The sequence below is a fragment of the Rossellomorea sp. ABR4_004 genome, assembly GCF_056159585.1.
Window position 1 is genome coordinate 1 of sequence record NZ_JBSWVM010000010.1, and the last position, 24,753, is coordinate 24,753.

Annotated in this window: 24 protein-coding genes, 1 pseudogene and 1 riboswitch; of the genes and pseudogenes, 8 read left to right on the forward strand and 17 right to left on the reverse strand. The window is 41.1% G+C overall.

The window, feature by feature from the left end:
* The 3 genes and pseudogenes from ACXAF2_RS22975 to yfcC form a co-directional block, all read right to left on the reverse strand.
* Nucleotides 1-306 (reverse strand): annotated as a pseudogene (locus ACXAF2_RS22975) (MFS transporter); the annotation flags it as partial.
* Nucleotides 307-545: 239 nt separating this feature from the next.
* Nucleotides 546-1,718, reverse strand: coding sequence for a beta-aspartyl-peptidase (gene iadA, locus ACXAF2_RS22980; protein WP_475142072.1), 1,173 nt, complete (start codon nt 1,716-1,718; stop codon nt 546-548).
* Between the two features lie 76 nt (nt 1,719-1,794).
* Entirely contained in the window at nt 1,795-3,297 is a 1,503-nt protein-coding gene (yfcC, locus tag ACXAF2_RS22985) for a putative basic amino acid antiporter YfcC (RefSeq protein ID WP_475142073.1), read from the reverse strand.
* A 174-nt stretch (nt 3,298-3,471) separates the two neighbouring features.
* Between yfcC and ACXAF2_RS22990 the strand changes: the two genes are divergently transcribed.
* On the forward strand, nt 3,472-5,529 hold the full coding sequence (locus tag ACXAF2_RS22990; RefSeq protein WP_475142074.1) for a sigma-54 interaction domain-containing protein: 2,058 nt from the start codon (nt 3,472-3,474) through the stop codon (nt 5,527-5,529).
* 362 nt (nt 5,530-5,891) lie between these two features.
* Nucleotides 5,892-6,416, forward strand: a complete 525-nt coding sequence (locus ACXAF2_RS22995) for a universal stress protein (RefSeq protein ID WP_475142076.1) — start codon at nt 5,892-5,894, stop codon at nt 6,414-6,416.
* Nucleotides 6,417-6,473: 57 nt separating this feature from the next.
* Here the strand turns inward: ACXAF2_RS22995 and ACXAF2_RS23000 are convergent, their stop codons facing one another.
* The gene (locus tag ACXAF2_RS23000; protein WP_475142077.1) at nt 6,474-6,926 is read right to left on the reverse strand and encodes a helix-turn-helix transcriptional regulator; all 453 of its coding nucleotides are present in this window, start codon (nt 6,924-6,926) and stop codon (nt 6,474-6,476) included.
* A 167-nt stretch (nt 6,927-7,093) separates the two neighbouring features.
* On the opposite strand from ACXAF2_RS23000, the gene ACXAF2_RS23005 reads away from it, so the two are divergent.
* Nucleotides 7,094-8,500 (forward strand): cryptochrome/photolyase family protein, encoded by a 1,407-nt coding sequence (locus ACXAF2_RS23005; RefSeq protein ID WP_475142078.1) that lies wholly within the window; start codon nt 7,094-7,096, stop codon nt 8,498-8,500.
* A gap of 62 nt (nt 8,501-8,562) precedes the next feature.
* On the opposite strand, the gene ACXAF2_RS23010 is transcribed toward ACXAF2_RS23005, so the two are convergent.
* On the reverse strand, nt 8,563-9,807 hold the full coding sequence (locus ACXAF2_RS23010; protein ID WP_475142080.1) for a dicarboxylate/amino acid:cation symporter: 1,245 nt from the start codon (nt 9,805-9,807) through the stop codon (nt 8,563-8,565).
* A 371-nt stretch (nt 9,808-10,178) separates the two neighbouring features.
* Here ACXAF2_RS23010 and ACXAF2_RS23015 point away from each other — a divergent pair, with 371 nt between their 5' ends.
* On the forward strand, nt 10,179-10,607 hold the full coding sequence (locus tag ACXAF2_RS23015; protein ID WP_475142081.1) for a low molecular weight phosphatase family protein: 429 nt from the start codon (nt 10,179-10,181) through the stop codon (nt 10,605-10,607).
* Between the two features lie 46 nt (nt 10,608-10,653).
* Here ACXAF2_RS23015 and splB read toward each other — a convergent pair whose 3' ends face one another.
* From splB to ACXAF2_RS23055, 8 genes are all read right to left on the reverse strand, one after another.
* A complete protein-coding gene (splB, locus tag ACXAF2_RS23020) occupies nt 10,654-11,682 on the reverse strand; it encodes a spore photoproduct lyase (protein ID WP_148968301.1) in 1,029 nt (342 codons plus the stop codon).
* A 12-nt stretch (nt 11,683-11,694) separates the two neighbouring features.
* Nucleotides 11,695-11,940 (reverse strand): transcriptional regulator SplA domain-containing protein, encoded by a 246-nt coding sequence (locus ACXAF2_RS23025; RefSeq protein WP_044337840.1) that lies wholly within the window; start codon nt 11,938-11,940, stop codon nt 11,695-11,697.
* 122 nt (nt 11,941-12,062) lie between these two features.
* A complete protein-coding gene (locus ACXAF2_RS23030) occupies nt 12,063-12,845 on the reverse strand; it encodes a TatD family hydrolase (RefSeq protein ID WP_475142083.1) in 783 nt (260 codons plus the stop codon).
* Nucleotides 12,838-13,575, reverse strand: a complete 738-nt coding sequence (locus ACXAF2_RS23035) for an ABC transporter ATP-binding protein (protein WP_475142084.1) — start codon at nt 13,573-13,575, stop codon at nt 12,838-12,840. The genes ACXAF2_RS23030 and ACXAF2_RS23035 overlap by 8 nt, the downstream gene beginning before the upstream one ends.
* A gap of 1 nt (nt 13,576) precedes the next feature.
* Nucleotides 13,577-14,338: an ABC transporter permease gene (locus tag ACXAF2_RS23040; RefSeq protein WP_475142086.1), complete on the reverse strand. Its 762-nt coding sequence runs from the start codon at nt 14,336-14,338 to the stop codon at nt 13,577-13,579.
* Complete coding sequence (locus ACXAF2_RS23045) at nt 14,335-14,628, reverse strand: thiamine-binding protein (RefSeq protein ID WP_475142087.1); 294 nt, start codon at nt 14,626-14,628, stop codon at nt 14,335-14,337. Before ACXAF2_RS23045 ends, ACXAF2_RS23040 begins: the two co-directional genes overlap by 4 nt.
* A gap of 12 nt (nt 14,629-14,640) precedes the next feature.
* The gene (locus ACXAF2_RS23050) at nt 14,641-15,624 is read right to left on the reverse strand and encodes an ABC transporter substrate-binding protein (protein ID WP_475142088.1); all 984 of its coding nucleotides are present in this window, start codon (nt 15,622-15,624) and stop codon (nt 14,641-14,643) included.
* A 158-nt stretch (nt 15,625-15,782) separates the two neighbouring features.
* Nucleotides 15,783-15,893: riboswitch (TPP riboswitch) on the reverse strand.
* Nucleotides 15,894-15,970: 77 nt separating this feature from the next.
* Nucleotides 15,971-16,897 carry a phosphotransferase enzyme family protein gene (locus ACXAF2_RS23055; RefSeq protein WP_475142090.1) on the reverse strand — a complete coding sequence of 309 codons (927 nt, stop codon included), beginning with the start codon at nt 16,895-16,897 and terminating at the stop codon, nt 15,971-15,973.
* A 65-nt stretch (nt 16,898-16,962) separates the two neighbouring features.
* Here ACXAF2_RS23055 and ACXAF2_RS23060 point away from each other — a divergent pair, with 65 nt between their 5' ends.
* Nucleotides 16,963-17,865: an aldo/keto reductase gene (locus ACXAF2_RS23060; protein ID WP_475142091.1), complete on the forward strand. Its 903-nt coding sequence runs from the start codon at nt 16,963-16,965 to the stop codon at nt 17,863-17,865.
* Between the two features lie 53 nt (nt 17,866-17,918).
* On the opposite strand, the gene ACXAF2_RS23065 is transcribed toward ACXAF2_RS23060, so the two are convergent.
* The 4 genes from ACXAF2_RS23065 to ACXAF2_RS23080 all read right to left on the reverse strand — a co-directional run bounded on the left by ACXAF2_RS23065 (nt 17,919) and on the right by ACXAF2_RS23080 (nt 20,709).
* Nucleotides 17,919-18,104 (reverse strand): Fur-regulated basic protein FbpA, encoded by a 186-nt coding sequence (locus ACXAF2_RS23065; RefSeq protein WP_475142092.1) that lies wholly within the window; start codon nt 18,102-18,104, stop codon nt 17,919-17,921.
* A gap of 91 nt (nt 18,105-18,195) precedes the next feature.
* Nucleotides 18,196-19,089 (reverse strand): cation diffusion facilitator family transporter, encoded by an 894-nt coding sequence (locus ACXAF2_RS23070; protein ID WP_475142094.1) that lies wholly within the window; start codon nt 19,087-19,089, stop codon nt 18,196-18,198.
* Nucleotides 19,090-19,193: 104 nt separating this feature from the next.
* The gene (locus ACXAF2_RS23075; protein ID WP_475142095.1) at nt 19,194-19,565 is read right to left on the reverse strand and encodes an ArsR/SmtB family transcription factor; all 372 of its coding nucleotides are present in this window, start codon (nt 19,563-19,565) and stop codon (nt 19,194-19,196) included.
* Between the two features lie 814 nt (nt 19,566-20,379).
* Entirely contained in the window at nt 20,380-20,709 is a 330-nt protein-coding gene (locus ACXAF2_RS23080) for a hypothetical protein (RefSeq protein WP_149155038.1), read from the reverse strand.
* Nucleotides 20,710-20,994: 285 nt separating this feature from the next.
* Between ACXAF2_RS23080 and ACXAF2_RS23085 the strand changes: the two genes are divergently transcribed.
* From ACXAF2_RS23085 to ACXAF2_RS23095, 3 genes are all read left to right on the forward strand, one after another.
* Nucleotides 20,995-22,290 carry a hemolysin family protein gene (locus ACXAF2_RS23085; RefSeq protein WP_475142096.1) on the forward strand — a complete coding sequence of 432 codons (1,296 nt, stop codon included), beginning with the start codon at nt 20,995-20,997 and terminating at the stop codon, nt 22,288-22,290.
* A gap of 229 nt (nt 22,291-22,519) precedes the next feature.
* Nucleotides 22,520-23,932, forward strand: coding sequence for an ABC transporter permease (locus tag ACXAF2_RS23090; RefSeq protein ID WP_475142098.1), 1,413 nt, complete (start codon nt 22,520-22,522; stop codon nt 23,930-23,932).
* Nucleotides 23,933-23,945: 13 nt separating this feature from the next.
* A complete protein-coding gene (locus ACXAF2_RS23095; protein ID WP_475142099.1) occupies nt 23,946-24,644 on the forward strand; it encodes an ABC transporter ATP-binding protein in 699 nt (232 codons plus the stop codon).
* The last annotated feature ends 109 nt before the right edge of the window (nt 24,645-24,753 follow it).

Sequence of the window (24,753 nt, forward strand, 5' to 3'; positions counted from 1 at the left end):
CCAGCCAATAATAATGGCCCCAAATAATAAAAGTGTAAGAAGCGCACTGATCGTATCACAGTGGTAGGCAATTTTTTGCCGGTCCATTCTGTCGGCGAATACTCCAACAAGAAAGAAGACGAGAAGAGTGGGTAGGGAGTACATCATTTCAGTCAGGGAAGCATACATGGGTTGCTCGGAAAACCGATCCAGTAGATAAAACATAAAGGCAGTCAAACCAATCACACTTCCCATATGCGAAGTGAAATTAGCAAAAAACAACTTTAGAAAAATTGGGTTTTTAAAGATTTCGATCATTTTTTTCATGAATAACCGTCTCCCATCAATGATTAACTACCTTTATAGTATAGGGAATACCCTAGGAACATGAGGGTCTACTGGTGGTTTTTTCCTCCGTCTGTGGTCGGATATGGAGTGGGAGTTAGTCCCTCTTCGATTACAAAAGATTAGCAGAAACAATTTCGCCGTTATCTGCTCAAAACTTCTTTATTGCTAAAAAAATAGCCCAAAGCCTCAAGGCTCCAAGCTATTCTAAAACCAAACAATCATTCAAATGTGCCCTTCACTAACGCTTCCCCATTCTCTACCATCAATTTACCCTTGGCAAACACCGTGTTGACTTCAAGTGTATTCTTATCCAACAGCACCAGATCTGCGTCCTTTTCTGCCTCAATACGACCTTTTTGCTTTAATTTCAGGATTTTGGCAGGATTTGATGTAATGACTTTAATGGCTGTTTCTAAAGGAATTCCTTCTTCCAGAACAGCATCTTTCACTTCACTGTATAGACTCGACACCTGACCAATCTGTAATCCAATCAGCTCGCCGTCCTCATCAAAATCAGGCAGGCTTGCTTGTCCATCAGAAGTGTATGTGATTTGTTCAACCGGTACACCTGCATCGAGCATGCGTTTCAGCGCTTTACTGCATTTTACTTCCCCATCTTCGAGAAATTGAGGAATGGTACTAGTCGTAAAGTCTACATAACCACCCCTTTGAGCGTACTGAATCCCAGCTTCAAAAAGATGGGCGTTTCGATTGATATGGGTTGGATAGAACTGTTTTATCGGAATATCCGTTGTATCGACTATTTCCTCGAGAAGTTTTAAGTGATCATGACTATCTCCTACATGAACATTGACTATTCCCGATTTGCCGGACAGCATGCCGCCAATTCGGGCAGCAGAAGCAATTTTCGTTAATTCGTTTACGGTAGGTTGAGAAGAGCGATGGTCAGCAATCGCCACTTCACCTACTCCGATGATGCGGTCTACTAGAATAATATCGTCTTCGATTTTACCAGTAAGCGTTTTCAACGGCACTTGATAAGAACCGGTTTGCGCATAGCAGGTAATCCCCTCTTCTTCAAGACCATTTGCTTTTGCCACAAGGCTCGCCATCGTTCTCGTCGTTCCATCTGTTCCAATCACACCGACGAGAGTCGTGATACCGGCAAGCGTGGCTTGAGTCAGTTGAATTTCCGGTGTTCTCGTACGGAAGCTGCCCTCGCCGCCTCCGCCCATAATATGTACGTGCGAGTCTATAAATCCAGGTACAACATACTTTCCAGTGGCATCCACAAGCTTTATATCCACAAATTGATGAGGAGGTTCAATTCTATCTTCAATAAAACCTATTTTATTATCTACTATTAATATATCCTTTTTTCCTAAGTATTCTGGAGCATAAACTTCTCCGTTTTGAATTAATGTCAGCATGATGTTTGCTCCCTTCATTTCTTATTCATATAATCGCGCCGAACCTTACAACGAAGGTTCAGCACTATAATTCAAATCAAAAACCGATGAGTGTTGCCGTTATCACAAAGATCGATGACAGAACGAATAGGATGAGCATAAATTTAATAATGAATTTAGCCCATATTCCCCAATCGACTCGTGCTGCTCCAAGTGTACCAAGTAAAGCAGCGGAGGTTGGAACAAGAATATTGGTTAATCCATCTCCCAATTGGAAGGCAAGGACCGCTACCTGACGAGAGACTCCTGCAATATCTGCAAGTGGAGCCATTAAAGGCATCGTTAAAGCGGCTTGACCGGAACCGGATACCACAAAGAAGTTGAATACTGACTGGAATACATACATGCACCAGGCAGAAATGGCTTCAGGGAAATCCCCGACCACTTGCCCTGCTCCATATAACATCGTATTTAATACAGATGGGGCGTCAGGTGAATCTCCACCAAGGATAATGACGATTCCTTTTGCCATACCTACAACTAAGGCAGCCGGCAATAAATCCTTTGCACCGTCTATGAATCCATCTGCTATATCATCCCATGACATTCCATTCAATTTAAACAGAACGCCAATGATTCCTGCTACTAGTCCAATCGTAAAGAATTGGCTGGCAATCTCCGGAATATAGTAAGCGTGTTCCACCACTCCCCAAATGATCCAGGCAATACCTACTGCAACCGTTAATATGACAAGTGAATGACCCAAAGTAAATTTGGTATTTAGGTCTTGTACTCTGCCTTCTTTACGGAAGTATTCATCAGAATCGTAAGAAAGACTTCGTTTAGGTTCCTTGCGAATCGCTACAGCATATCTCCATGTATAAATAATTCCCACAAGTGTAAAGACAACCCACATAACAATACGGAAACCTGCTCCCGAAAGGACCGGTACACCTGAAACACCTTGTGCGATAGCTACGCCGAAAGGATTCATCCATGAAGTGGCAAAACCGATTTGAGTCGCCACGTAGGTGATCATGATTCCAGTGATGGCATCATAGCCAATCGCAATCATGATCGGAACGAGAATCATGGCAAAGGCAATGGCCTCTTCCCCCATCCCGAACACGGCTCCCCCTAATGAGAACAAGAAGAACATAATCGGGATGATCAGAGATTCCTTTCCTTTGGTCCTCTCAATGACCTTCAGGATCCCTTCTTCGATGGCCCTTGTCTTCATGATGATACCAAAGGCTCCACCAATGATTAAGATAAAGGCTACAACACCTACAGCGGACCCCCATTTATCCCCTGATACAAGACCTTCAAATACATAATTAAGGAAGCCAATTCCGCCTCCCGGCTCGAAAAGACCGGTTCCTTCTCTAATTAGATTTCCATCGTCATCCTTTAAATAACTAAAGGAATCAGGATTTAAGACCGTTTTGGTTTGTTCTTCTCCATCCTGCATAAACGTGATTTCTTCTGTTGTGAATTGCCCCTTTGGTACAACATACGTTAAAATTGCGGCTGCAAGTACAACGAAAAACACAATAATGAATGTATGCGGCACCTTCCAGGCTTTTTGTTCTTTCTCCATTTCTTTCCCCCCGTTTGACAATATGATGTACTTCACATATTTACATGCAAGTTCCGTGCCACTCTATAATTATCTGAAAATACAAACTTTACGGGCACTGATGGTTATTATCGGTTAAAATATATTTAACCATTAAATCATTTTCCAACCAATTAAACCATAAGGGGGAGACGTATGAAACGTGAATTAATTCTATTAGCAGGAACCAAGGAAACAGAAAGAGCTCTTAAGGAGCAATTACAATCCGTTTTCGGAGAACTGATCAATATTACGAGTTATGCTTGTGATGAAGGAATTCCTATGTATTTCACCAATAAATTGATTGTTTATTCTTCTGCGCTGATCGCACCAGAAGTGAAGGAATATATCGATTTCGGTTCATGCACCATCATTAAAGCACGACGTACCGTCAATTACGAATACATAGATCGTATATTTGAATTACCTCCGGGAAAAAAGATACTATATGTGAATGATTTCATTGAAACAGCCAAAGAAGCAGTCTCCACCTTGAAACGATTAGGGATAGATCATGTCGATTACATTCCATATTCCCCAACTATAGACTACCCTAGGCAAATTGACATCGCCATTTCCCCTGGAGAAACGGCAAGTATCCCACCTTCCGTTCCCAACAAGATTGATATCGGTGTACGTTTGATCGATTTGAATACCATTATGAAAATCATCTACCACTTTCAATTGTCAGAGCAGTTAACCTTCGATATCACCGATCGCTATACGAGAAAAATTATCGAGCTCAGTCAAAAACTGGGAGCTATCAATCGACGTGCGAAAACGTTGAATAAATTTTTAAATAAAGTAGTGGATGGTGTAAATGATGGGATCCTAGCCTTTCAGGAAGACGGAGAAATTACCGTATTCAATGAAGTCCTTGAACGCATGGTCGGGATTACAGCTAACCATGCGAAAGGAAAAAAACTAAACAGGGTGTTCAAGAATATCGAGCTCAATCACTTTTTGACGTCGCAACACGATGAAGATCAACAATATTTCACACTCCGTCAGCAGAATGTGATGGTCTATCGTTTCCGATTGAAGGCAGAGGGAGTCATCGTTGCAACGTTTAAAGATATGGAAGAGACCATTGAGATGGAAAAGGTCCGTAAACGGGAGCTTCAGCGGAGAGGATACATTGCGAAATATACATTTGATAGCATATTGGGTAAAAGTGCCATCATAAATGAAACAAAAATGATTGCCAAAAAGCTCGCTCTAAGTGAGCTTCCTGTTTTAATCTATGGGGAAACAGGCACAGGAAAAGAGCTTTTTTCAAGCGCTATGCACAATGATTCGTCCCGAAAGAACAGTCCATATCTTGCGGTAAACTGCAGCGCATTGCCTGAAGATTTATTAGAAAGTGAATTATTCGGCTATGAGGATGGAGCCTTCACCGGCGCAAAAAAAGGAGGGAAAAAGGGATTATTTGAACAAGCAGACGGGGGTACCCTGTTTCTTGATGAGATCGGTGATATTAGCCTAAAGCTTCAAGCGAGGCTCCTAAGGGTCCTTCAGGAGATGGAGATCAGACGGATTGGAGGAAACAAGAATATTCCCGTTGATGTCAGGATCATTGCTGCTACGAACAAGGACCTCCAATCCTTAATAAGAGAAGGAACATTTCGTGAGGATCTCTATCACCGTCTGAAAGTTCTATCATTGCAGCTGCCGAGCCTCCGGGATCGAAGCGAAGATATCCCCCTTCTCATCGAGAATTTCCTTCGGATGGAACATAGCAAAATCTCAACCATCGACGTGGCTGTTTTAGACGCATTGAAAAAAGCACCTTGGAGCGGGAATATCCGCGAACTTAAGAATACACTCCTGTACATGATCACTGTTGCAGAACAAAATCGGTTAACCATTCAACAATTACCGAAAAATGATGATAATTTCATCGAAAAGGAACATACTAAAGATACCTTTTCCCTTCCTTCTATCACAATGTCTAAAACCGGGGAGTATGTTAATATTCTTACCGCTTTAGTTGAATTTTTTGAAGAAGGAAAGCGAGCCAGCAGACAAAAGATTCATTCTTCCCTGCAACGAACCTCCACTCCTCTATCCATTCAACAAATCAGGACAAGATTAAACGAGCTCAAGGATCTTGGATATGTAATGATCCAGAGAGGGAGAGTTGGAACAGAAATTACGCCTGAAGGAGTAACCTGGTTAAATAATAATGAAGAGAAGGTTTTAACTATTCGTTGACAGGGTAACTTTATATTAACCGGTTAGAAATACAAAACATATTTCATTGATACGATAAGTCGAGGTGATTTTCATGGTACGTACGATCTTAATGGTCATTGGAGCAATTGTTGTCATTGGTTGGATTATCAGCATGCTTTAATAAATACCATTCAAATTAAACATATTCCTGCTATTATATGAGTTTTAATCAAAGAGAAAGAGCAGAACGGATCTTCCCCCCGTTCTGCTCTTTCTTTGTTGTAAAGCAAGTGTTGAATCAGATTAAAAATGATCATTATTCCATTCATCATTTTCCTGAAAAAGATTAAAAAACTTATTATTGGGTAAATAATAGATATCCTATTGATGAGGTGATTTAGATGTATAAGCATATCTTGTTAGCTTACGATGAAACCGATGGAAGCAAGAAAGCATTGGATGAAGTGCAAAAATTAATAAAAGGTTCTATAGATACACAATTAACCGTACTCCATATATCAGATGAAAAGGTAGCAAATGATAGTCATGACAACTATACCCCTACCCACGCGTTGGCAGATACGTCACCAGGGTTTGATAACAATTATATGGGGAATTTGTCAGTTTCACCGGACAACAAAGTTCATACTTCTGAGGAAGAGCGTCATGAAATTAAGACACCATCCTCTACACATCACTTTTTGAAAAATGCAAAAGAAAAACTTTCTCCTTATGGTATTGAGGCAAACTATATTCACCTATCCGGTTCAGAAGCAAAACGCATATGTGAATATGCCAAAGAAATCCAGGCAGACCTGGTAGTAGTCGGGAGCAGCCGAAAATCCGGCATGAAAAAATGGGTGCTCGGCAGCGTCAGTGAAAAAGTCACTCAAAACTGTGAAACCAGCGTCCTGGTTGTAAAATAAAAGAAACGAATAGAGGGACGGACCTTTGATAGGTCCGTCCCTCTATTTAAATATGTATTACTTCCCCGTCAATTCATCAAAACGTTTATGGGCATTATTCTCGTCAAAGCTGCTGTATATACGATAGTCTTCAAAGTCCAAAATTCGGAAGTGCTGACTGAAAAGGTTTTGCTGAAGGATGTATTCATCATTCTTCTTTACATCTTTCCACCATACCTTCCCGCCTAACGTTTTTTCCTTTCGATAATCAATGCCTTCCCGCGCTAGGGTCTCTATGATTTCAAGGGGCTCCCCCCCAAGACTAGTGGTTAAGGTTTCACTATCTTTGAACAATGCGCAGATGGCAATGACCGCTGTCCAGCCGGCCATGACTCTTCCTTTTTCAATTTGAACAAGGGTTTTTTTTGATAATCCTATAATGTTCGCCATCTTATCCTGTGTATAACCTGCCTCTGTTCGTATTAGCCTTAATTTATCTGAAATGATTAGAACGATCTCTTCTTTTGTCATCGATTCACACCTTACTTCTTTTATAGTGTAATATTACACTATGTTCATTTCCATTTTCAAGAATATTTAAATATTTTGATCAAACCCATTGATTTTTGTATCACCATCTTTATTTTACTATACTTTAGGTAAAGAATTGACGAATTCGGCTATTAGGAGGGAAAATCATGACAAAACGCATCATTGTCCTTATTAGGGAGGACCTTCGGATTCACGATCACCCTGCTCTATATAGAGCTTCTCAAGAAGGAATGGTGATTCCTCTATATATCCTGGATGAGGAAACTTCTCACTCTCCCCCTGGAGAAGCTAAGAAGTGGTGGCTTTTTCAGAATTTAGAGTCCTTCCAGAAGGCCCTTCAATCGATTAACGGACAACTTTGGCTAGATAAAGGAAAACTAGAAGATCTGCTCCCCCAATGGGTTCAGAAAACAAATGCACAAGGGGTTTATTGGAATAGAGTCTATGATCCAAGAGTTTATGAGCGGGATCTCGCTTTAGCCCGTTCTTTATCCTCACAAGGAATAGATGTTCAAACCTTTGAAGGGACACTTCTTCTTCCCCCTTGGAAAATCAAAAAAGATGACGACACTCCTTATAAAGTATACTCAGCATTTTATAAATCATTAAGGAAGGAGGACATCCCGAAACCTCTCCCATCTGTGAAGAAAGTGAAGGTCCCGGACCTTGATGCGGAGGGTATATCCATGGACGATTTAAATCTCCTGCCCTCTATTCCCTGGTTTCACATCATGGAAAGCATTTGGGAACCCGGCGAAAAAGCAGCTATTAAAAGGTATAATGCATTTATTAAAAAAAGCATCAACGATTATTCGGAAGGAAGAGACTTCCCTGCAAAAGGCCATCATTCCACCTTATCCCCTTACTTAACTCTTGGTGTCATATCGGTGAGAAGCTTGTATCATTCACTCCTTGACAAAGAAGGTACTCAGGTTGAACCCTTCATTAAACAATTAATTTGGAGAGACTTTTCCTACTCCGTCCTGCTTCATTTTCCTGAGTCCACCACACGACCTGTAAATGAGAAATTCAAGGAATTCCGTTGGCACAAGGAAAGGGATCATTTGGAAAAATGGAAAAAAGGAGAGACAGGCTATCCACTCGTTGATGCAGGAATGAGAGAATTATGGGCAACGGGGTTCATGCACAACCGTGTCAGAATGATTGTTGCATCGTTCCTGACCAAGCATTTACTGATTCCTTGGCAAGATGGTGCAAAATGGTTTTTGGATACACTGATTGATGCAGACCTCGCCAATAATTCAATGGGCTGGCAGTGGGTTGCAGGCTCCGGCTTTGATTCAGCCCCCTACTTTCGTATTTTCAATCCTACCCTTCAAAGTGAAAAATTCGATAAAGAAGGCACTTATATCCGAATGTGGGTTCCCGAATTAAAAGAGGTTCCCAATAAACATATCCACAACCCTTCAGAAGCTTCCGTGGATATTCTGGAAGATGCGGGGGTCATCCTGGGAGAAGATTATCCCTATCCAATCGTGGACCATAAATCCGCGAGAAATCGGGCATTAGAGCGCTACCAAGAGATTAAATAGATATAAAAAAATCGAGTCTATCGCCTTTACAGGCGATAGACTCGATTTAATATATGAGAAGATTACGCCTCTCCTCTTTGTTCCTTAATTGTACGTTTCTTTTCAGATTCTGATACAAACAACGCACAGGCTGCATCTCCTGAAATATTGATGGAAGTCCTTGCCATATCAAGCAGGCGGTCAATCCCCAGAATTAATCCAATTCCTTCTACCGGCAGGTTTACACTGCTTAATACCATCGCAAGAAGGATCAATCCCACTCCAGGAACCCCTGCTGTACCGATACTGGCTAATACAGCCGTCAGTACAACTGTAATCAGTTGTTCCAATGATAAGTCAACACCATATACCTGGGCGATAAAGACGGTTGCAACCCCCTGCATGATCGCAGTACCATCCATGTTGATGGTAGCTCCCAATGGTTGAACGAATGAACTGACTGATTTCGACACGCCTAAACGCTGTTGGGCGACATCCATAGAGATGGGAAGCGTCGCGTTACTGCTTGATGTACTGAATCCTACACTCATCGCAGAACTGAAATTCTTGAAGAACCAAAGCGGATTCTTTTTTGCCAGAAGGAGGATCGTTCCACCATAGGTAACGATGGCGTGAATGATCAATGCTGCAAGAACGACGACAAAATAAAGCCACATCGCCTTTAACGCACTGAAACCCTGGCTTCCTATTGCTGAAGCGATTAATCCGAATGTTCCATATGGAGCGAATTTCATCACGAGTGTCACAAGGTACATCATAAGATCATTACCTTGTTCAACAAGCTTTAATATTCCTTTTGTTTTATCCCCTAAAGCTGTTAATCCAAATCCAATAAAGATGGCAAACGCAATGATTTGCAGCATATTTCCTTCTGTCATCGCCGTCAGTGGATTTTTTGGAATAATGTTCATGAGGGTCTCTCCCACAGGAGGAGCCTCTTCCGTTTCAAAACCTTCTGATTGTGTTTTGTCGATTCCCTCTACCAAACCGGGATCAATGACATAAGCCAAAGATAAACCGATCACGATGGCAATGCAGGTAGTCACTAAGAAGAAAACGATGGTCTTCAACCCTATTCTCCCCAGCTTCTTAGGGTCACCAAGTCCTGCAGATCCAAGAACGATGGATAGAAAAACAATTGGCACGACAAGCATGCTGATGAGGTTAAGGAATATCTTCCCTAACGGAGTAAATAGATAAGGATCTAATATATCAAATATATCTTTAGCAAAAATATTAAGCAGTAATCCCACAATCGCCCCTAGTATCAAGGCAATAATAATCTTAGTTGTTAAATTAAATTTCATAGATGTACCTCCCCTATTGAATACAAAATAATTAAAAGATGTTTACCCTTAATTACTTTTTGCAAAACTATTATTTTTTGAATTTTTCTATTATCTTCTCCTGAACTGCCTTTCCATTCATTTTGTTTGCTCCATCTTCATTCTCCTTTTCCTATTATACTGATTTTTTTAATAATTGAAGAAGATTAGGGGTGAATTAAAACATTTTTACTACATTTCACCTCACACCCATCACAATATGTGGGAGTTGAATGAATCTTTATGACTACAAATCGATTTCCAATCTTTTCTTTTTTTCTTTTAATGATTAAATGCTACGTGATTGGGTAAATAGTAATAACAGCATGAAAATAGAAAGGAACATACCCAAAATGAATAAAACAGTCTATTTTCTTTCAAGTAGTCAACAGCGCAGCTTGATAGCTGAAGGGTGGGCCGAGAAGCTCGATGTGTCGGATTGGTCGTTTAAAAGTGCCGGATGGGTTACCGAGAATCGTGCTGAATTCAGCATTTTAGCAATGAAAGAGTTATGTATCGACATTAGTACCTTCCCACTTACTCGCATCGAGATGAATGAACTTGATGACGCTTCGGTTATTGTTGCGATTCAGGATACAGAATTTGATGATAAGATAGAGATTCCATCTGAATTAGAAGATAAAGTCATCTATTGGAATTTGCCTAATCCAAGGAAGCGTTCCAAGACACTTATTGAAGAATGGGTGCACTATCAAGAAATATGTGATGAAATTGCCATACGGGTGAAAGATTTAGAAAATCTTCTTCCACAACTACATTAAGAGGACTGATTACAACCGAAATTGTATTGTAATCAGTCCCTTTTTTTTAGGTGAAATACTCCAGCTTCGCATTTGGAAAATGCTTCTCCATATAAGCATACAGATGATCTTTCATTTCCTGCTCTTCATCCTTCTGATAAATATACTTGCCAATCCCGTATTTACCCCATTTATATCGACGTTCTTCCTCATTAAGTTCAAGCTTTGTCATCGGATAATTTTTCTCAATGACTCTTTTAGCCGGCTTTGTGAAACGATGTTGTATGAATTCAAAGGTTAAATCTTTTTTCGCTTCTTCCGGCAGGTGAGCCTCCAAATGTTCAAACATTTGCTTATATCCTTCTTTCCATCCTTCATGGATATAGATAGGTGCCACAATGAATCCTAATGGGTACCCCGCTCTCGCAACCTTCCCCGCGGCCTCAAGTCGCTTATCCAAAGGAGATGTACCAGGCTCAAAATTCTTAATCACATAATCGGCATTGATACTGAACCGGAATCTGGTTTTCCCATTATGTTTGGCATCAAGCAGATGGTCGACGTGATGGAATTTCGTCACAAAACGAAGCTTGCCATGCTCGGATTCGCCAAAATGCTCGATGGCTCGTTTTAGGGTATGAGTGAGATGATCGATCCCTACGATATCGGACGTACAAGCAGCTTCAAAGCGTGTGAATTCAGGAGCCCTTTCTGCAATATACTTGTCCGCCGATTCAAATATTTCATCCACATTCACATACGTTCGTATATATGGTTTACTCCCCATCGTTGTTTGCAGATAGCAATAGTGACAGTGACCCATGCACCCTGTTGCAAATGGGATGGCATATTCAGCAGACGGTTTGGATGTATCAAACTTCAACGTTTTTCTCACTCCGACTACTAATGTGGATTTGGCAATCCGGTATTTCTGAAAATGGTTGTCCCCCGGCAAATTACGAACCTGGTTATGCGATGTTGTGTACCTGATTTCCACATCCATTTTTTCAAATTTTTCTTTGAGTTCTTTACCAAGGGGATATTCCAAGGCATTCGGTTCAAAGTAGACCAATTGTGGCACGAACGGTTTAACCATGATTCATCCCTCCTACAGGTCTCCAAATGATTGAGTATAGGCTTGCTCAGCTTCAGCTTCTGAAGAATACACCGCAATTTCATGTGTTAAAGGATAATAGGTTTCATATAAAAATAATGCCAGTTCGTTCGGATTTTCCGGATCATGCACAACGGCTGCTTCCTGCACGTTGGCTACACTTTGTGTATGCGGATTCCGATAAATCACATATACTACATCGCCTGCTTGATAAGGCATATATTGATCATTCAGTTCCATTCTTTTCACCTTTTCCCTAAACGTCATTACTATCATTTTTTGTTATCTTCGTGATAAATATGATGGTAAAAGATGTTTATAAAAAAACTTCTCCTGCACCAATGATGCAAGAGAAGCCTGATTTAGGAAATCCCATAAAATTCGGTTGTATTCTTAAACAGTTGTTTATATACTTCTGCTTCTTTGATATGTTTTATTTCGGCGATTTTTTCAATGGACCGATGCATGATTCCTGGGTGGGTCATCCTCCCCTGGAAGATCCCTTCAAAACGCCAAGGGCCATCCGTTTCAACCATAAGTCTCTCGATTGGGTACTTCTTAACCAGGTCTTGTATTTCCTTCTCATAAAGGACATCAGGAGTAATGGAGATGGAATAGTTATTTTCCTTCATTCTCTCAATCGTCTTTTCATCTCCCTTGAACCAATGAAAATGAGCTTTTTCAATGGAGTGCTTTTCTAACAGATCACAAACGATAGGCGCATGCTCATACACGGCATGAAGGATGATCGGTTTATTGATCCTTTTTGATTGGATCATAAACCGTTCCAAAAGATCGATATACGGCTCCACTTCAACTTCAGGGTGTTCCTTCATTTTATAATATGGCAATCCCACCTCTCCGATCGCCACTATTTCGTGTTGATGCAGCTCAATCAATGATAGAAGCTCCTCGACTTCTCCATCAGAAGGCAGATCCTGCTCAGGATGGAATCCTGCAGCAGGTTTGACCCTTGCATCTCTTCTTGAGAGATCTATATTTGTCATCGACGATTGAAGGTGGAACGATACAGAGATGAGCGCTTCTACAGAATACAGATCAAGTTCCTGCAGAATCTTATCACGCTCGTACCCTTCGTATAAATCCAAGTGAATATGGGCATCAATCAAGGAAGGTTTACACATATTGAGAAAGCTCCTCAAAAATACTCGTTTTCCATTTCAAAAACTCCTCCGTCAAGAGAATTTCTTTATCCCGGGGACGGGGAAATGGTACTTTGAACTCCTTCTGGACCCTGGCTGGCCGAGTCGATAATACAATGATCCGGTCTGACAGGAACAGGGCTTCGTCGATATTATGAGTTACAAATAGAACGGAACTCAAATCTTCTTCCCAAATGGAAAGGAGCCATTTCTGCATGTCCAATCGCGTGAATTCATCCAGGGCAGAAAAGGGCTCATCCAGGCATAAAAAAGATTGAGGACTGACAAGGGCACGAATGAACGCCACCCGCTGCTTCATCCCTCCGGATAAATCATCAGGATACGCATTCTCATACCCCTTTAAGCCCGCCCGTTCAATCATACTTAGCGCTTTATCCCTATCTCTCTTCCCATGTAACTCCTGGCCAAGCATCACATTCTCCATCACGGTTCTCCATGGCAGGAGGGACGGACTTTGCGGCATATAACTGATGGTCCCTCTTTGACCATTTATCGATTTTCCATCTAATTGAATGTCTCCGGAATCTGGTGTGAACAACCCACCGATCACATGAAACAGGGTGCTCTTCCCGCTTCCGGAAGGACCAAGGATCGAGACGAACTCACCTTCTTCAACATGAAGGGATAGCTCATCGAGGATCAGCTCCCCATCAAAGTATTTAGACATATTTTGTATGGATAAAGTCGTCATGTTACCTGTCCTCCTTTCGATTCCATTTAATCATGATTTTCTCCAATACCAAAATGATCCCAAAGAAAACGAGGCTGAGCAGCATAATCATGAAGATGGCTACAAATACCCTGTCTGTCCTGAAGGAAGAAGAGGCGAGAGTCATATAGACACCGATTCCTTTCTGGGCACCTAACCATTCAGAAATCACCGCCCCCATCACACTATAGGTAGCTGAAATTTTCAATCCTGAGAAAATGGAAGGAAGTGAATGCGGCCATTCAACTTTTCGAAAGATTTGACTTTTTGTCGCTCCCGACATTTTCATATAAAGGATGTACTCTGCGTTTGTCTGCCGGAATCCATCCAATGCCGAGACGGCTACCGGAAAAAAGCAAATCAGGGTAATGACAATGATTTTCGGCAATAGTCCGAATCCAAACCAGATTACAAGTAGAGGTGCCAGGACGATGATCGGAATATTTTGAGACAAAATCATAAGAGGATATATCGCTTCTCTTACCTTAGGCAGAAGGTGCAGCCCAACCGCAGTCCCGATTCCAATCGTACATCCAATCACAAACCCACCGATTGTAAGGAGGGTTGTCGAAGCAAGATGACCTGTAAACGTGGACCATGAGGCGACTCCTTCCGCCCATATTTCTGAAGGTGAAGGCATTAGCCATGCCGGCACCTCAAATACTCTAATGGTGGATTCCCAAATGATGAATAAAAGGATGATGACCAAGAAGGGTCTCCATCCTTTCGATATCCATGCTTTCATCCTTTATACTTCTCCGTTAATTGATTCATTTCAATCCCGGCTGGCTGATATAATACCTTGATTTGAGAAATGACGTTTGAGCTGCCCATATCAATCATTCGTTCATTCATTTGTTCAATCACCTGAAATAAGTCAGATAGATTCCCTTCCATTGTTGTTTCTAATGGATGGACTTCATAACGGACACCAGATTTATCAATGACCGCGATGGCTTCATCCACGTATGGTATAACGTCTTCACCATTTTTCGTCTTCGGAATAATTTGTATGCTTACGAGTGCGTTCCCCATTTTGTTCACCTCTTATTTTGGTAAAAATTCGTTTGTGAATGCTTTTTTACTGTCCAGTTCCTTATCTAATAAATCGTTATCATACATCCATGAAGCATAGTTTTCCCAAACCTCGTGCTTCTGCTCTCCCCATCTGTCAGCGTCATCCTTGTATTTAGGAGCCAGCCATTCCTGACTCTTCATGACTAATTCTTTATCAAGATCCGGAGCTGCACCTAAAAGGATTTCACCGGCCTCTTTTGGATTGTCGATTGCAAACTCATAGCCTTTTGAAGAAGCTGCTAAAAATGCTTTGACCGTTTCAGGGTCTTTATTAATCATCTTTTCATTCGTCGTCAAAACAGGGGTGTAATAATCCAGTTTTTCAGAGTAGTCCTTTACGTACATCATATTCAATTCCTCACCGCGAAGCTCTGCTTCAATCCCCGTCCATCCATAGTAGATCCATGCAAAGTCAACATCCCGTTTCACGGCAGTAAAGAAATCTGTATCTCCCATGTTTACAAAATCCACTTTCTCTACATCAGCATTTTCTTGTTTCATAATAGACGTCATGACGGCTTTTTCTACAGTTGATCCCCATCCTCCATAACTTTTCCCTTCAAAATCCTTTGGAGTCGTTATACCCTTATCCTTAGGTGAAGCAAACCCGGATGTATTATGCTGTATGACCGCAGCGATAGATACGAGTGGTACGTCCTGTACCCTTGCTTGGGTGACACTTTCCTGATATCCAACCCCGAACTCAGCTTTACCCGAGGCAACGAGTTGATCTGCCCCTGCCTCACCAGGTAAGATGATATCCACATCAAGTCCCTGTTCTTCAAAATATCCTTTTTCTTTTGCAACATATAATCCAGTGTGATTGGTATTCGGTGTCCAGTCGAGTACAACCGAAATCTTTTTTAGACCTTCTTTCTGTTCTGATGTATTTTCTCCTCCACTGCAAGCAGTTAAAAGAAAGACAGAACTGATGATATACATCCACTTTTTCATCATGATTCCTCCTCAAATCCTTGTATGTAGTTGTAACGTTTATTCTCTATTCTTCACATAGTAGAGAGAATGAATGTAAAATACCTTATAACGTTAGGACACAACAAAAAAAGCGCCCCAAGCTTCAGCGAGGGACGCATTGTTAAACATGATGATGTAATGTTTAAGAGAATGTTTCCTACGCTGGTATCAGCCAGTTCAGGTTCAAAGGGTCAGTATCTGTCAGGATACAATCTCAACCGGCCACACCGGTCCCCCTACACTTGTACTATGAAATTAAACGTTATCTTCTTCCCTACTTTGCCACAGAAAAGGTGGATATTCAAGCATTTCCTCTTAAATAGATTTACATTTGAAATACCCGTTCACAAACACCGGAATTTACCAGCCTGTTAATGAAAGGGATGTATGCAGATACAACGTGTGAATACCCTTTTTGATTGTAAAAAAAGGTGTATTGAAGAAGAATGATAATGACTAAGAATGGCATCAGTTCCTTTTCTTCCTGAGTTAAAGTACCATCGGCCTGATAGCCCACCATAAAGGCATGGATACATTCAAATTGCTCATCCTCCCTTTGCTTGAACTGGTCTTTGAGCATCCCTGCAAGAAAGTAACAGACATCTGCAATACGGGGTGCTTTTCGTATCCTCTCGAAGTCTATGACTCCTGTCACCGTTTCTTCGTGCATAAGGATATTACGGGGATGACAGTCACTATGGACGAGTTGATGGGGTAATTTGCTATAGGAAGAAGACCATTCATTTAGCCTGCCAAGAAACCCCTCACCCCACCTTTCTATCATTTTAGTACCCTTTCCGCCTATCCACTCTCTCAAATGTGTTTCAACTTTCCATTCTTCTACCTCGTATTTACTGACGTATTGTTTCAGCCTGCTATGGAGTTGAGAGAGATGCGTTCCCATCCTTTCCATAGAAGTTAAGGAATAGACTTGTAATGGCTGTCCTTCCAGAGCTTGATACAGGGAGTAGAAAACTTGATGTTGTTGTACATAGGGCTGTTGTGAAACAGTTAACAGCGGCTTTTCAACAGCAAGTCCCTTTTCCAGTAAAAAAGAAGTTAAGAGCAGCTCTTCTATTCGCTTTTCCACTGAAGAGTTCAATCTCTTTTTCAAATAAAATGTCTTCTCCCGACTCTTCACCTTATAAACATTCGGAGAACTTTCCATGCTCTCTATGGAGGAAGGATGAACCTTCCAGTTCAATAATAGATCTTGAAGAGGGTCAATCATTTTTAATTCCTTTCCAAACATAGTAATATACGTTTAGTATGACTATGAAAGAATGTCTACATACCATATGAAAAGAGGTTGCATCGATGCAAAGAATACAAATGACGGAAGACTTATCATTCTCACGAATCATACATGGGTTGTGGAGACTTGCAGACTGGAATCAATCAAAGGAAGACACTCTTTCTTTAATCCTGCACAATATTGAAAACGGAATCACGACTTTTGATCACGCAGATATCTATGGCTCGTATACTTGTGAAGCCTTATTTGGTGAGGCTCTCAACCTTCAGCCATCTATACGGGGAAAAATGGAGATTGTAACGAAATGCGGTATTGTCCTGCCTTCCGACAACCGCCCGGAACATAAAACACATCATTACAACACGAGTAAAAAGCATATTTTGGCTTCTGTTGAAAACTCCCTGCAGAATCTGAAAACGGACTATATCGATTTATTATTGATTCACAGGCTTGATCCATTTATGAATGGAGAAGAAGTGGCTGAAGCCTTCACTCAATTAAAAGAAGAAGGTAAGGTGCGTCATTTCGGAGTATCAAACTTTAAAGATCATCAATGGAATATGCTTCAATCTTATTTGCCATTTCCATTGATCACAAACCAAATTGAATTGTCGGCCTATAACTTAGAAAACTTTGAAGACGGTACGTTAAATCTTTGTCAGGAGAAGCGTGTCGCGCCGATGGCCTGGTCTCCACTCGCAGGCGGGGCAATCTTCAGAGGAGAGGATGAAAAAGCCATTCGTCTTCAACATGCATTGAATAAGATACAAGAAGAAACAGGTGCAAAGGGTATTGATGAAGTTCTATATGCATGGCTTCTTAATCACCCGGCAAAGATTATGCCCATCGTCGGTTCAGGTAAAAAAGAACGCATTCAACATGCAATCGACTCTCTTTCCATTTCTTTAAACCACGATCAATGGTTTGAAATCTTGCAAACTTCTATGGGACATGATGTGCCATAATAAGTCTTACTACAGCAAAAAAGACGATCCTTTTTCTAAAAGGTTCGTCTTTTTTAATTCGCTATACCTCCACCAACGTAATATTCCAGATAGACTTCTTGCAGTTCATTCATTGAGAGCTCATAAAGCTGCTTACCGAAATATTTATATACGCCAATCCTTAATAATTGTTGAATATAGAAATCCTTTTTAAATTCAGGTGTCTTTTGCTTCTCTGATTTATTTTCTTGATGTAACATGTTCATCCCTCCAGTTGAGGATATACCCCAAATCCAGAGTGAACTAAACATCCTCTTACACATTGGAAATATTAGGTGAAATCGCGCGCTGTTACGTACAAATGTGATGATGGCCCTCTGTGACAGTTCTCCCCTCAACCTGAATCGTAGAGTGATGAATGCCAAATTCCTCTTCAAGATAGGCTGAGAGTTGTAATAAAACCGTATCTCGATTCACTTCGTTTCCCACCACCACATGGCAGCTTAGGGCTGTGAATCCCGACGTGATGCACCAGACATGAAGATCATGCACTTCAATGACTCCCGGGGCAGCTGCCAGGCTATTTTTCACTTTTTCCGTATCAATACCTTTTGGAGATCCTTCCATTAAGATATGAATAGAATCCTTCGTTACTCTCCATCCGGAAATGACAATTAAGATGGCAACCATGACAGATGCAATGGGATCAGCCAAGTTCCAATCAAAGAAATAAATCAAGAGTCCGGCTGCGATGGCCCCTACTGAACCCAACATATCACCAAGTACATGAAGAAAGGCACTTCGAACATTCAAATTATGTTCCGTATCTCCTCTCATTAAAATCCATGCCACGATAATGTTTACAACCAGACCTATGATGGCGATCACCATCATACCTGGTGAAACCACAGGAGTATCCATGAAACGATGATACGCTTCCCAGAAAATATAGAGGGAAACGAGAATCAGCGTGATGCCATTAATAAACGCCGCCAGTATTTCGAATCTCTTGTACCCATACGTCTTCCCTTTATCCGATGCCTTCTCACCTATATAAAAAGCTGCCAAACTAAGACCTATTGCGGCTGCATCACTAAGCATATGTCCCGCATCGGAAAGAAGAGCAAGACTATTTGTTACGATTCCACCTATGACTTCTACGATCATAAAGGTAAAAATAAATAGGAAACTGATTAATAATGCTTTTTTATTCTGATTGTGTCCATGACTGTGGTCGTGGCCCACTTGACATCCCTCACTTTCTTTCTCTGATTCTTATTCAACTGAGACCATTCAAATCGTTGAATAATAACCAAAAAATGAATACTTTGGATCATTTCGCGACTGGTTTACCGGTCCCGTTCCTCCAACTCCATTTGATGAGTCAAGGCAATTTCAATTAACTCTTTTACATGATGATCGTCTAAGGAATAATAAACGAGCTTGCCTTTTTTTCTGAATTTGGCTAACCCCTGCTTTTTTAACAAACGCAAATGATGTGATGCGGTCGCTGTTGAAGCATCGACGATATTTGCCACATCGCATACACATAGTTCTTCTTCGATGGTGAGTGCATACGCAATTTTCGCTCTTGTTTGATCAGAAAGTGCTTTAAAGATTTCAGCTACCTTAGAGGTATTTTGTGATAAAATCATTGACTTTAAGCGATTGACCTTTTCATCTTCCACACACGCTACTTCACATACATCCTTCTCTTTCATCACTTCACCCCCTAACATTCAAATACTCATTTGAATATAGTATAAAAGAAATCCTGATAATATTCAAACATTCTTTTGAATGTATGGGATTTTTTAATATTTTTCAGTAATGAATTTTGTTGTTTTAAACATAAATCTGCCTGCCAAGGGCTCTGTCAATAAGTGTAGGCTAGATGGTGAGGGGAACCGCTCCGCTTTCCGCGGACGTTCGGCCGAGCCTCCTCAGCTTCGCTTCCGGGGTCTCGGCACGACCGTACTTCCGCAGGAGTCTACGCAGTTCCCCTCACCATCTTTAACAGAACTTTCATGACAGAGCTTCATGGTGTGCAAGAAAACAATGTAACAAGAAAAAATATTTCTTCTTCAATCAACCTCTACTTACCTTAAATGAGATTGTTTGCTAAAATTCTTGTTGTTATTGGTTTCCATTAAGGTACATGCTCAGAAGGTTGATTGTAGCCGAAGGATGCTCGACTCCTGCGGGAATAGCTGGACAGTTCGAAAAGCACAGGCGGCTTGACCTGCCCCGAAAAGCATAAGATGAATGGGCCGAGAAGGCGCTCTTTGCCTTCTTGGCCCATTTAGCTTATGACCTCGAGGGGCTAGCCGCCGGAGCTGGACAGGTGAGATCCCGGAGGCGCAGCCGAGGAGGCTCACCGCCAGCCCCGCGGAAAGCGAGCATCCTGGAGCGGAAATCAACTATTACTTTCTCCTCTACAACAGCAACAAACTTTACTAAAGCGCTTTTAGAAAACAGCCAGTAAAAAAGTATAAAAAAAGCCCCGGAATGATTCCGAAGCTAATGAAAAACATATTAATTTTGTTGTAGTTTTTTTCGATCACGTTTCATAAAGAGATCCAATGTTACCCAGAAAACAACCGATGAAATCGCAAAAATTGCAATTGCAAAGTATATCTCTTCTGTTTTCCAGTCTAATCGTGGAATAAGCAGGCCAAGTACTCCTGATAATATATAGTAGCCACCTATTAATTGCAGATATAGACGTCCTGTTTGAGATTGAATATTTTCCAGATAGCCTTTCCCTGCTTTGCCAAAGAAAATAGCTATTCCTCTTAAGATGACATAAACCGAAAAGGCAATGATAAGGGCTACAACAAATCCTTGGTTAAACACGTCTGCCATAATCGTTCTCCTTTCCAACTATCCATTGATTCGTATCCTGGTTTTGTCCATTTCGATTCTTTAGATAAAATTGTTATTTCTAACAATAACCGAATGTCCTGCACATTGCAACGAACTTTGGATACGGCTAAGAATGTGATACTTTTAAAAGGATATACTCATTGCAACCGGATTTCAAGTGCTATCTTGCTTCATTTTTTAAAGAACCATGACTTTTTAATTCAGGAGGTGTTTGAAGCTTTAGAAGGGTCCTTCGATTCACTCCCTTTTTACAGCTTCTGATCATTGGACATTTTACTTAATTTATTTCTCGTTGCTGTATTAATTGCGCTGACAGCTTTCTTCGTTGCATCAGAGTTCGCCATTGTAAAGGTAAGAAGCTCTCGTGTCGATCAGCTGGTATCTGAAGGAAATCAAACGGCCATTGCTGCTAAAAGGGTCATCTCACATTTAGACGAATACCTTTCTGCCTGTCAATTAGGCATTACCATCACAGCCCTCGGACTCGGTTGGTTAGGTGAACCGACCATCGAAACGTTGCTTCATCCAGTGTTTGAGAAGCTTGATTTAAATGCTTCCATTACAAGTATCATTTCATTTGGACTCGCATTTTCCGTCATTACTTTTTTGCATGTGGTGATTGGAGAATTGGCCCCGAAAACCTTTGCCATTCAAAAAGCAGAGAAAGTCACTCTATTATTTGCACGACCATTGATATGGTTTTATCGACTCGCTTACCCATTTATATGGGCATTAAACGGCTCTGCCCGGGTGTTCACAGGGTTATTCGGTTTAAAACCCGCTTCTGAACATGAAATTGCCCATTCCGAGGAAGAGCTTAGGATCATTCTTTCCGACAGCTACAAAAGTGGGGAAATCAATTCATCCGAATTCAAGTACGTAAACAAAATTTTTGAATTCGACGAGCGAATCGCAAAAGAAATCATGGTTCCGAGAACGAATATCGTGACTCTCTCCTCAGATTCCACCATTGATGAAGTACTCACCATCATTAAAGAGGAACGCTATACGAGATATCCTGTAGTAGAAGGTGATAAAGATAATATCCTCGGTATAGTGAACGTGAAGGAATTGCTGACAACTCTCGTGAACCACAAGGAGGAACATGAAGACTTAACTTCCTTTATCAAGCCTGTAATCCGTGTCATTGAAACCATCCCTATTCAAGCCTTACTCGTCAAACTTCAGAAAGAGCGGTCGCCAATGGCCGTACTCCTTGATGAATACGGTGGAACTGCCGGTCTTGTAACAGTTGAAGATATCATTGAAGAAATTGTCGGAGAGATAAGGGACGAGTTTGATATCGATGAAATACCTGAAGTGCAGAAGGTGAAAGAAGATCATTATATCTTTGACGCCGTCATGCTCATTGAAGATGTGAATGACCTTCTTGGCATCTCCATTGAAGAGGATGAGGTCGACACGATCGGAGGCTGGTTCCTGACACAGAAGTACGAAGTGAAACTTGATGATAAGATCGAAGAACAAGGGTATTGCTTCAGAGTGAAAGAAATCGATGGCCATCATATTCAATATTTAGAAGTTACAAAAATGGCATAGCAGCCATGATGAAAAGAACGAGTCCGATTAATGGCTCGTTCTTTTTCTTTTGTGATGTTTAACAGGATTGGTTCAAGGCCGGTGTGACTCGTTTTCTTTTTCACTAGTTTTAATCAATCAGACATTATTCGTTCATAGTTTGGACATATCTGATGGATAAGCTTTTACTGAGGCCAGACAGGGATTTAAAAAACTAAATTCCCATTATTTTGACCAGGAGGAGAGGAAAATGAATTTTATGAAACGTGCCTTTTGGAATGTAAAAGCTCGCAAGGGGAAAAGCATACTCTTACTGTTTGTCTTGACCGTCATCTCCGTTCTCGTTCTGTCGGGATTGACGATTCAAACCGCCGCTGATCAATCCAGCATTTTGGCTCGTGAGAAATTAGGCGGAGAAGTTTCTTTAACGGTTGACCGGGAAAAATTGATTTCCGGACAGCAAAACGAGGAAAGTGGCGGAAGAGCCCGTTTTCAGCCTGTCCCCATCCCTTTGGATTCTGCTGAGGATCTCACTGATTCCTCTTTCGTAAAGGGATACAACTACTATTCATCCACCTCTGCCCTTGCCAAGGACTTTACTGCTGTGGGGAGTGAAGAAACAGCAGAAGGTACAGAGCAGGAAGGCTTTGGTGGCGGTGGTAGAATGATGGCCGGTGATGTTTCCGTCGAAGGGATCTTATTCTCAGATTCGACCAGCTCATTTCTGAATGGGGATGCGTCCATAGTGGAAGGACGTCATTTGACGGAAGAAGACATAAACAATGAAGTGACTCTTGTTGAAAAAAACCTTGCTGCAGAAAATGATTTAAAGGTTGGAGACTCGATAACCATAGCAAATACGGAGAATGCTGAGTCGACTCTTGAAATCGTGGGTATTTATGAATCGACTGCAGATATGGATGAAAGAGCTCAAAATTTTGCTTTTCTGAATCCCTATAATCAGCTGTTCGTTCCATATACTGTTGCCAATGAATTAAAAGGAACTTCTGAAACGATTGATCGGGCTGTCTATTATATGAAGGACCCGGCAGATATCCAATCCTTTATTTCAAATGCAGAAAGTAGCTCATCCATTGATTTTGATCAATTTAAATTGGATGCAAATGATCAATTGTATCAGCAAATGATAGGCCCAATTGAGAATGTTGCCTCTTTTTCTACTAATGTAGTATTTCTTGTGGCAATAGCGGGAGCCATCATTTTGGCCCTGATTGTGATGATGACGATTCGGGAAAGAAAATATGAAATGGGCGTACTTCTTGCCATCGGAGAGAAAAAAGGGAAGCTCGTCAGTCAATTTCTGGTTGAGATTTTGATTGTGGCTGTTTTGGCAATGGGTATATCAACACTATCCGGCAATCTGGTTGCAAACAAAATGGGGGAACAACTTCTCCAGCAGGAAATCACTCAATCAGAAGAAACAGCAAATACACCAGCCTCCTTTAATTCACGCCGTATGCCATTTCAATCTTCAAACGTCCAGGATGTAGAAACGGTGAGTGAATTATCCATCCATACGACAGGAGAAGACTTGATGAAATTGTTTGGCATCGGACTGATGGTGGTTCTACTATCCACATTGATTCCATCATTGACCGTGTTGAGATTAAATCCTAAAGCAATATTAACAAAACAGGATTAAAGGAGGCTAAAGAATGAGTACATTATTACACTTTATAAATGTGAGTTACAGCTATAAGCAAGAATCCAAGTTTCAGCCTATTTTGAGTAATGTTACAGCCGAATTTAAGAGGGGAACTTTCTATACTTGTGTAGGCCCATCCGGCTCGGGCAAAACCACTTTCCTCTCCCTGGCAAGTGCACTAGATTCACCCACATCCGGACAAATCTTATTTGAAGGAAAAGATATCAAGAAAATCGGTTTATCATCATTTCGAAATCGGCATGTTTCCATTGTCTTTCAATCCTATAACCTCCTGCCATATATGACAGCACTTCAAAATGTCATCACTGCAATGGAGATCACGAAATCAACTAATAAAAACAAAAAAGCATTCGCCCTAGAAATGCTTCAGAAGGTTGGCATTTCAGAGGAACAATCCCGTCAGAGAGTATTAACTCTCAGCGGAGGACAACAACAAAGGGTTTCCATTGCCAGGGCGCTCTCTTGTCAGTCGGAACTCATTCTGGCGGATGAACCTACAGGAAACTTAGACGAAGATACTGCAAGTGGAATCGTTGATTTATTCAGGGAACTTGCTCATAAAGAAAACAAATGTGTCATTGTTGTGACCCATGATCAAGGACTTGCCCACGTATCGGACACTGTCATTTCCCTTTCAAAGGGAGGTTTGGTATTCAAAGAAATGAGGAATTTGGAAAAGTTTGTTTGATGTGGAATTTCAGAAGTGGCAGTTGCCTATTCACGGTGACTGTCTTTTTCTATTTTCGTATCGTATATCGCGTTAAAACAGATTCCTCCAAAGAATAAAACCTTTCATT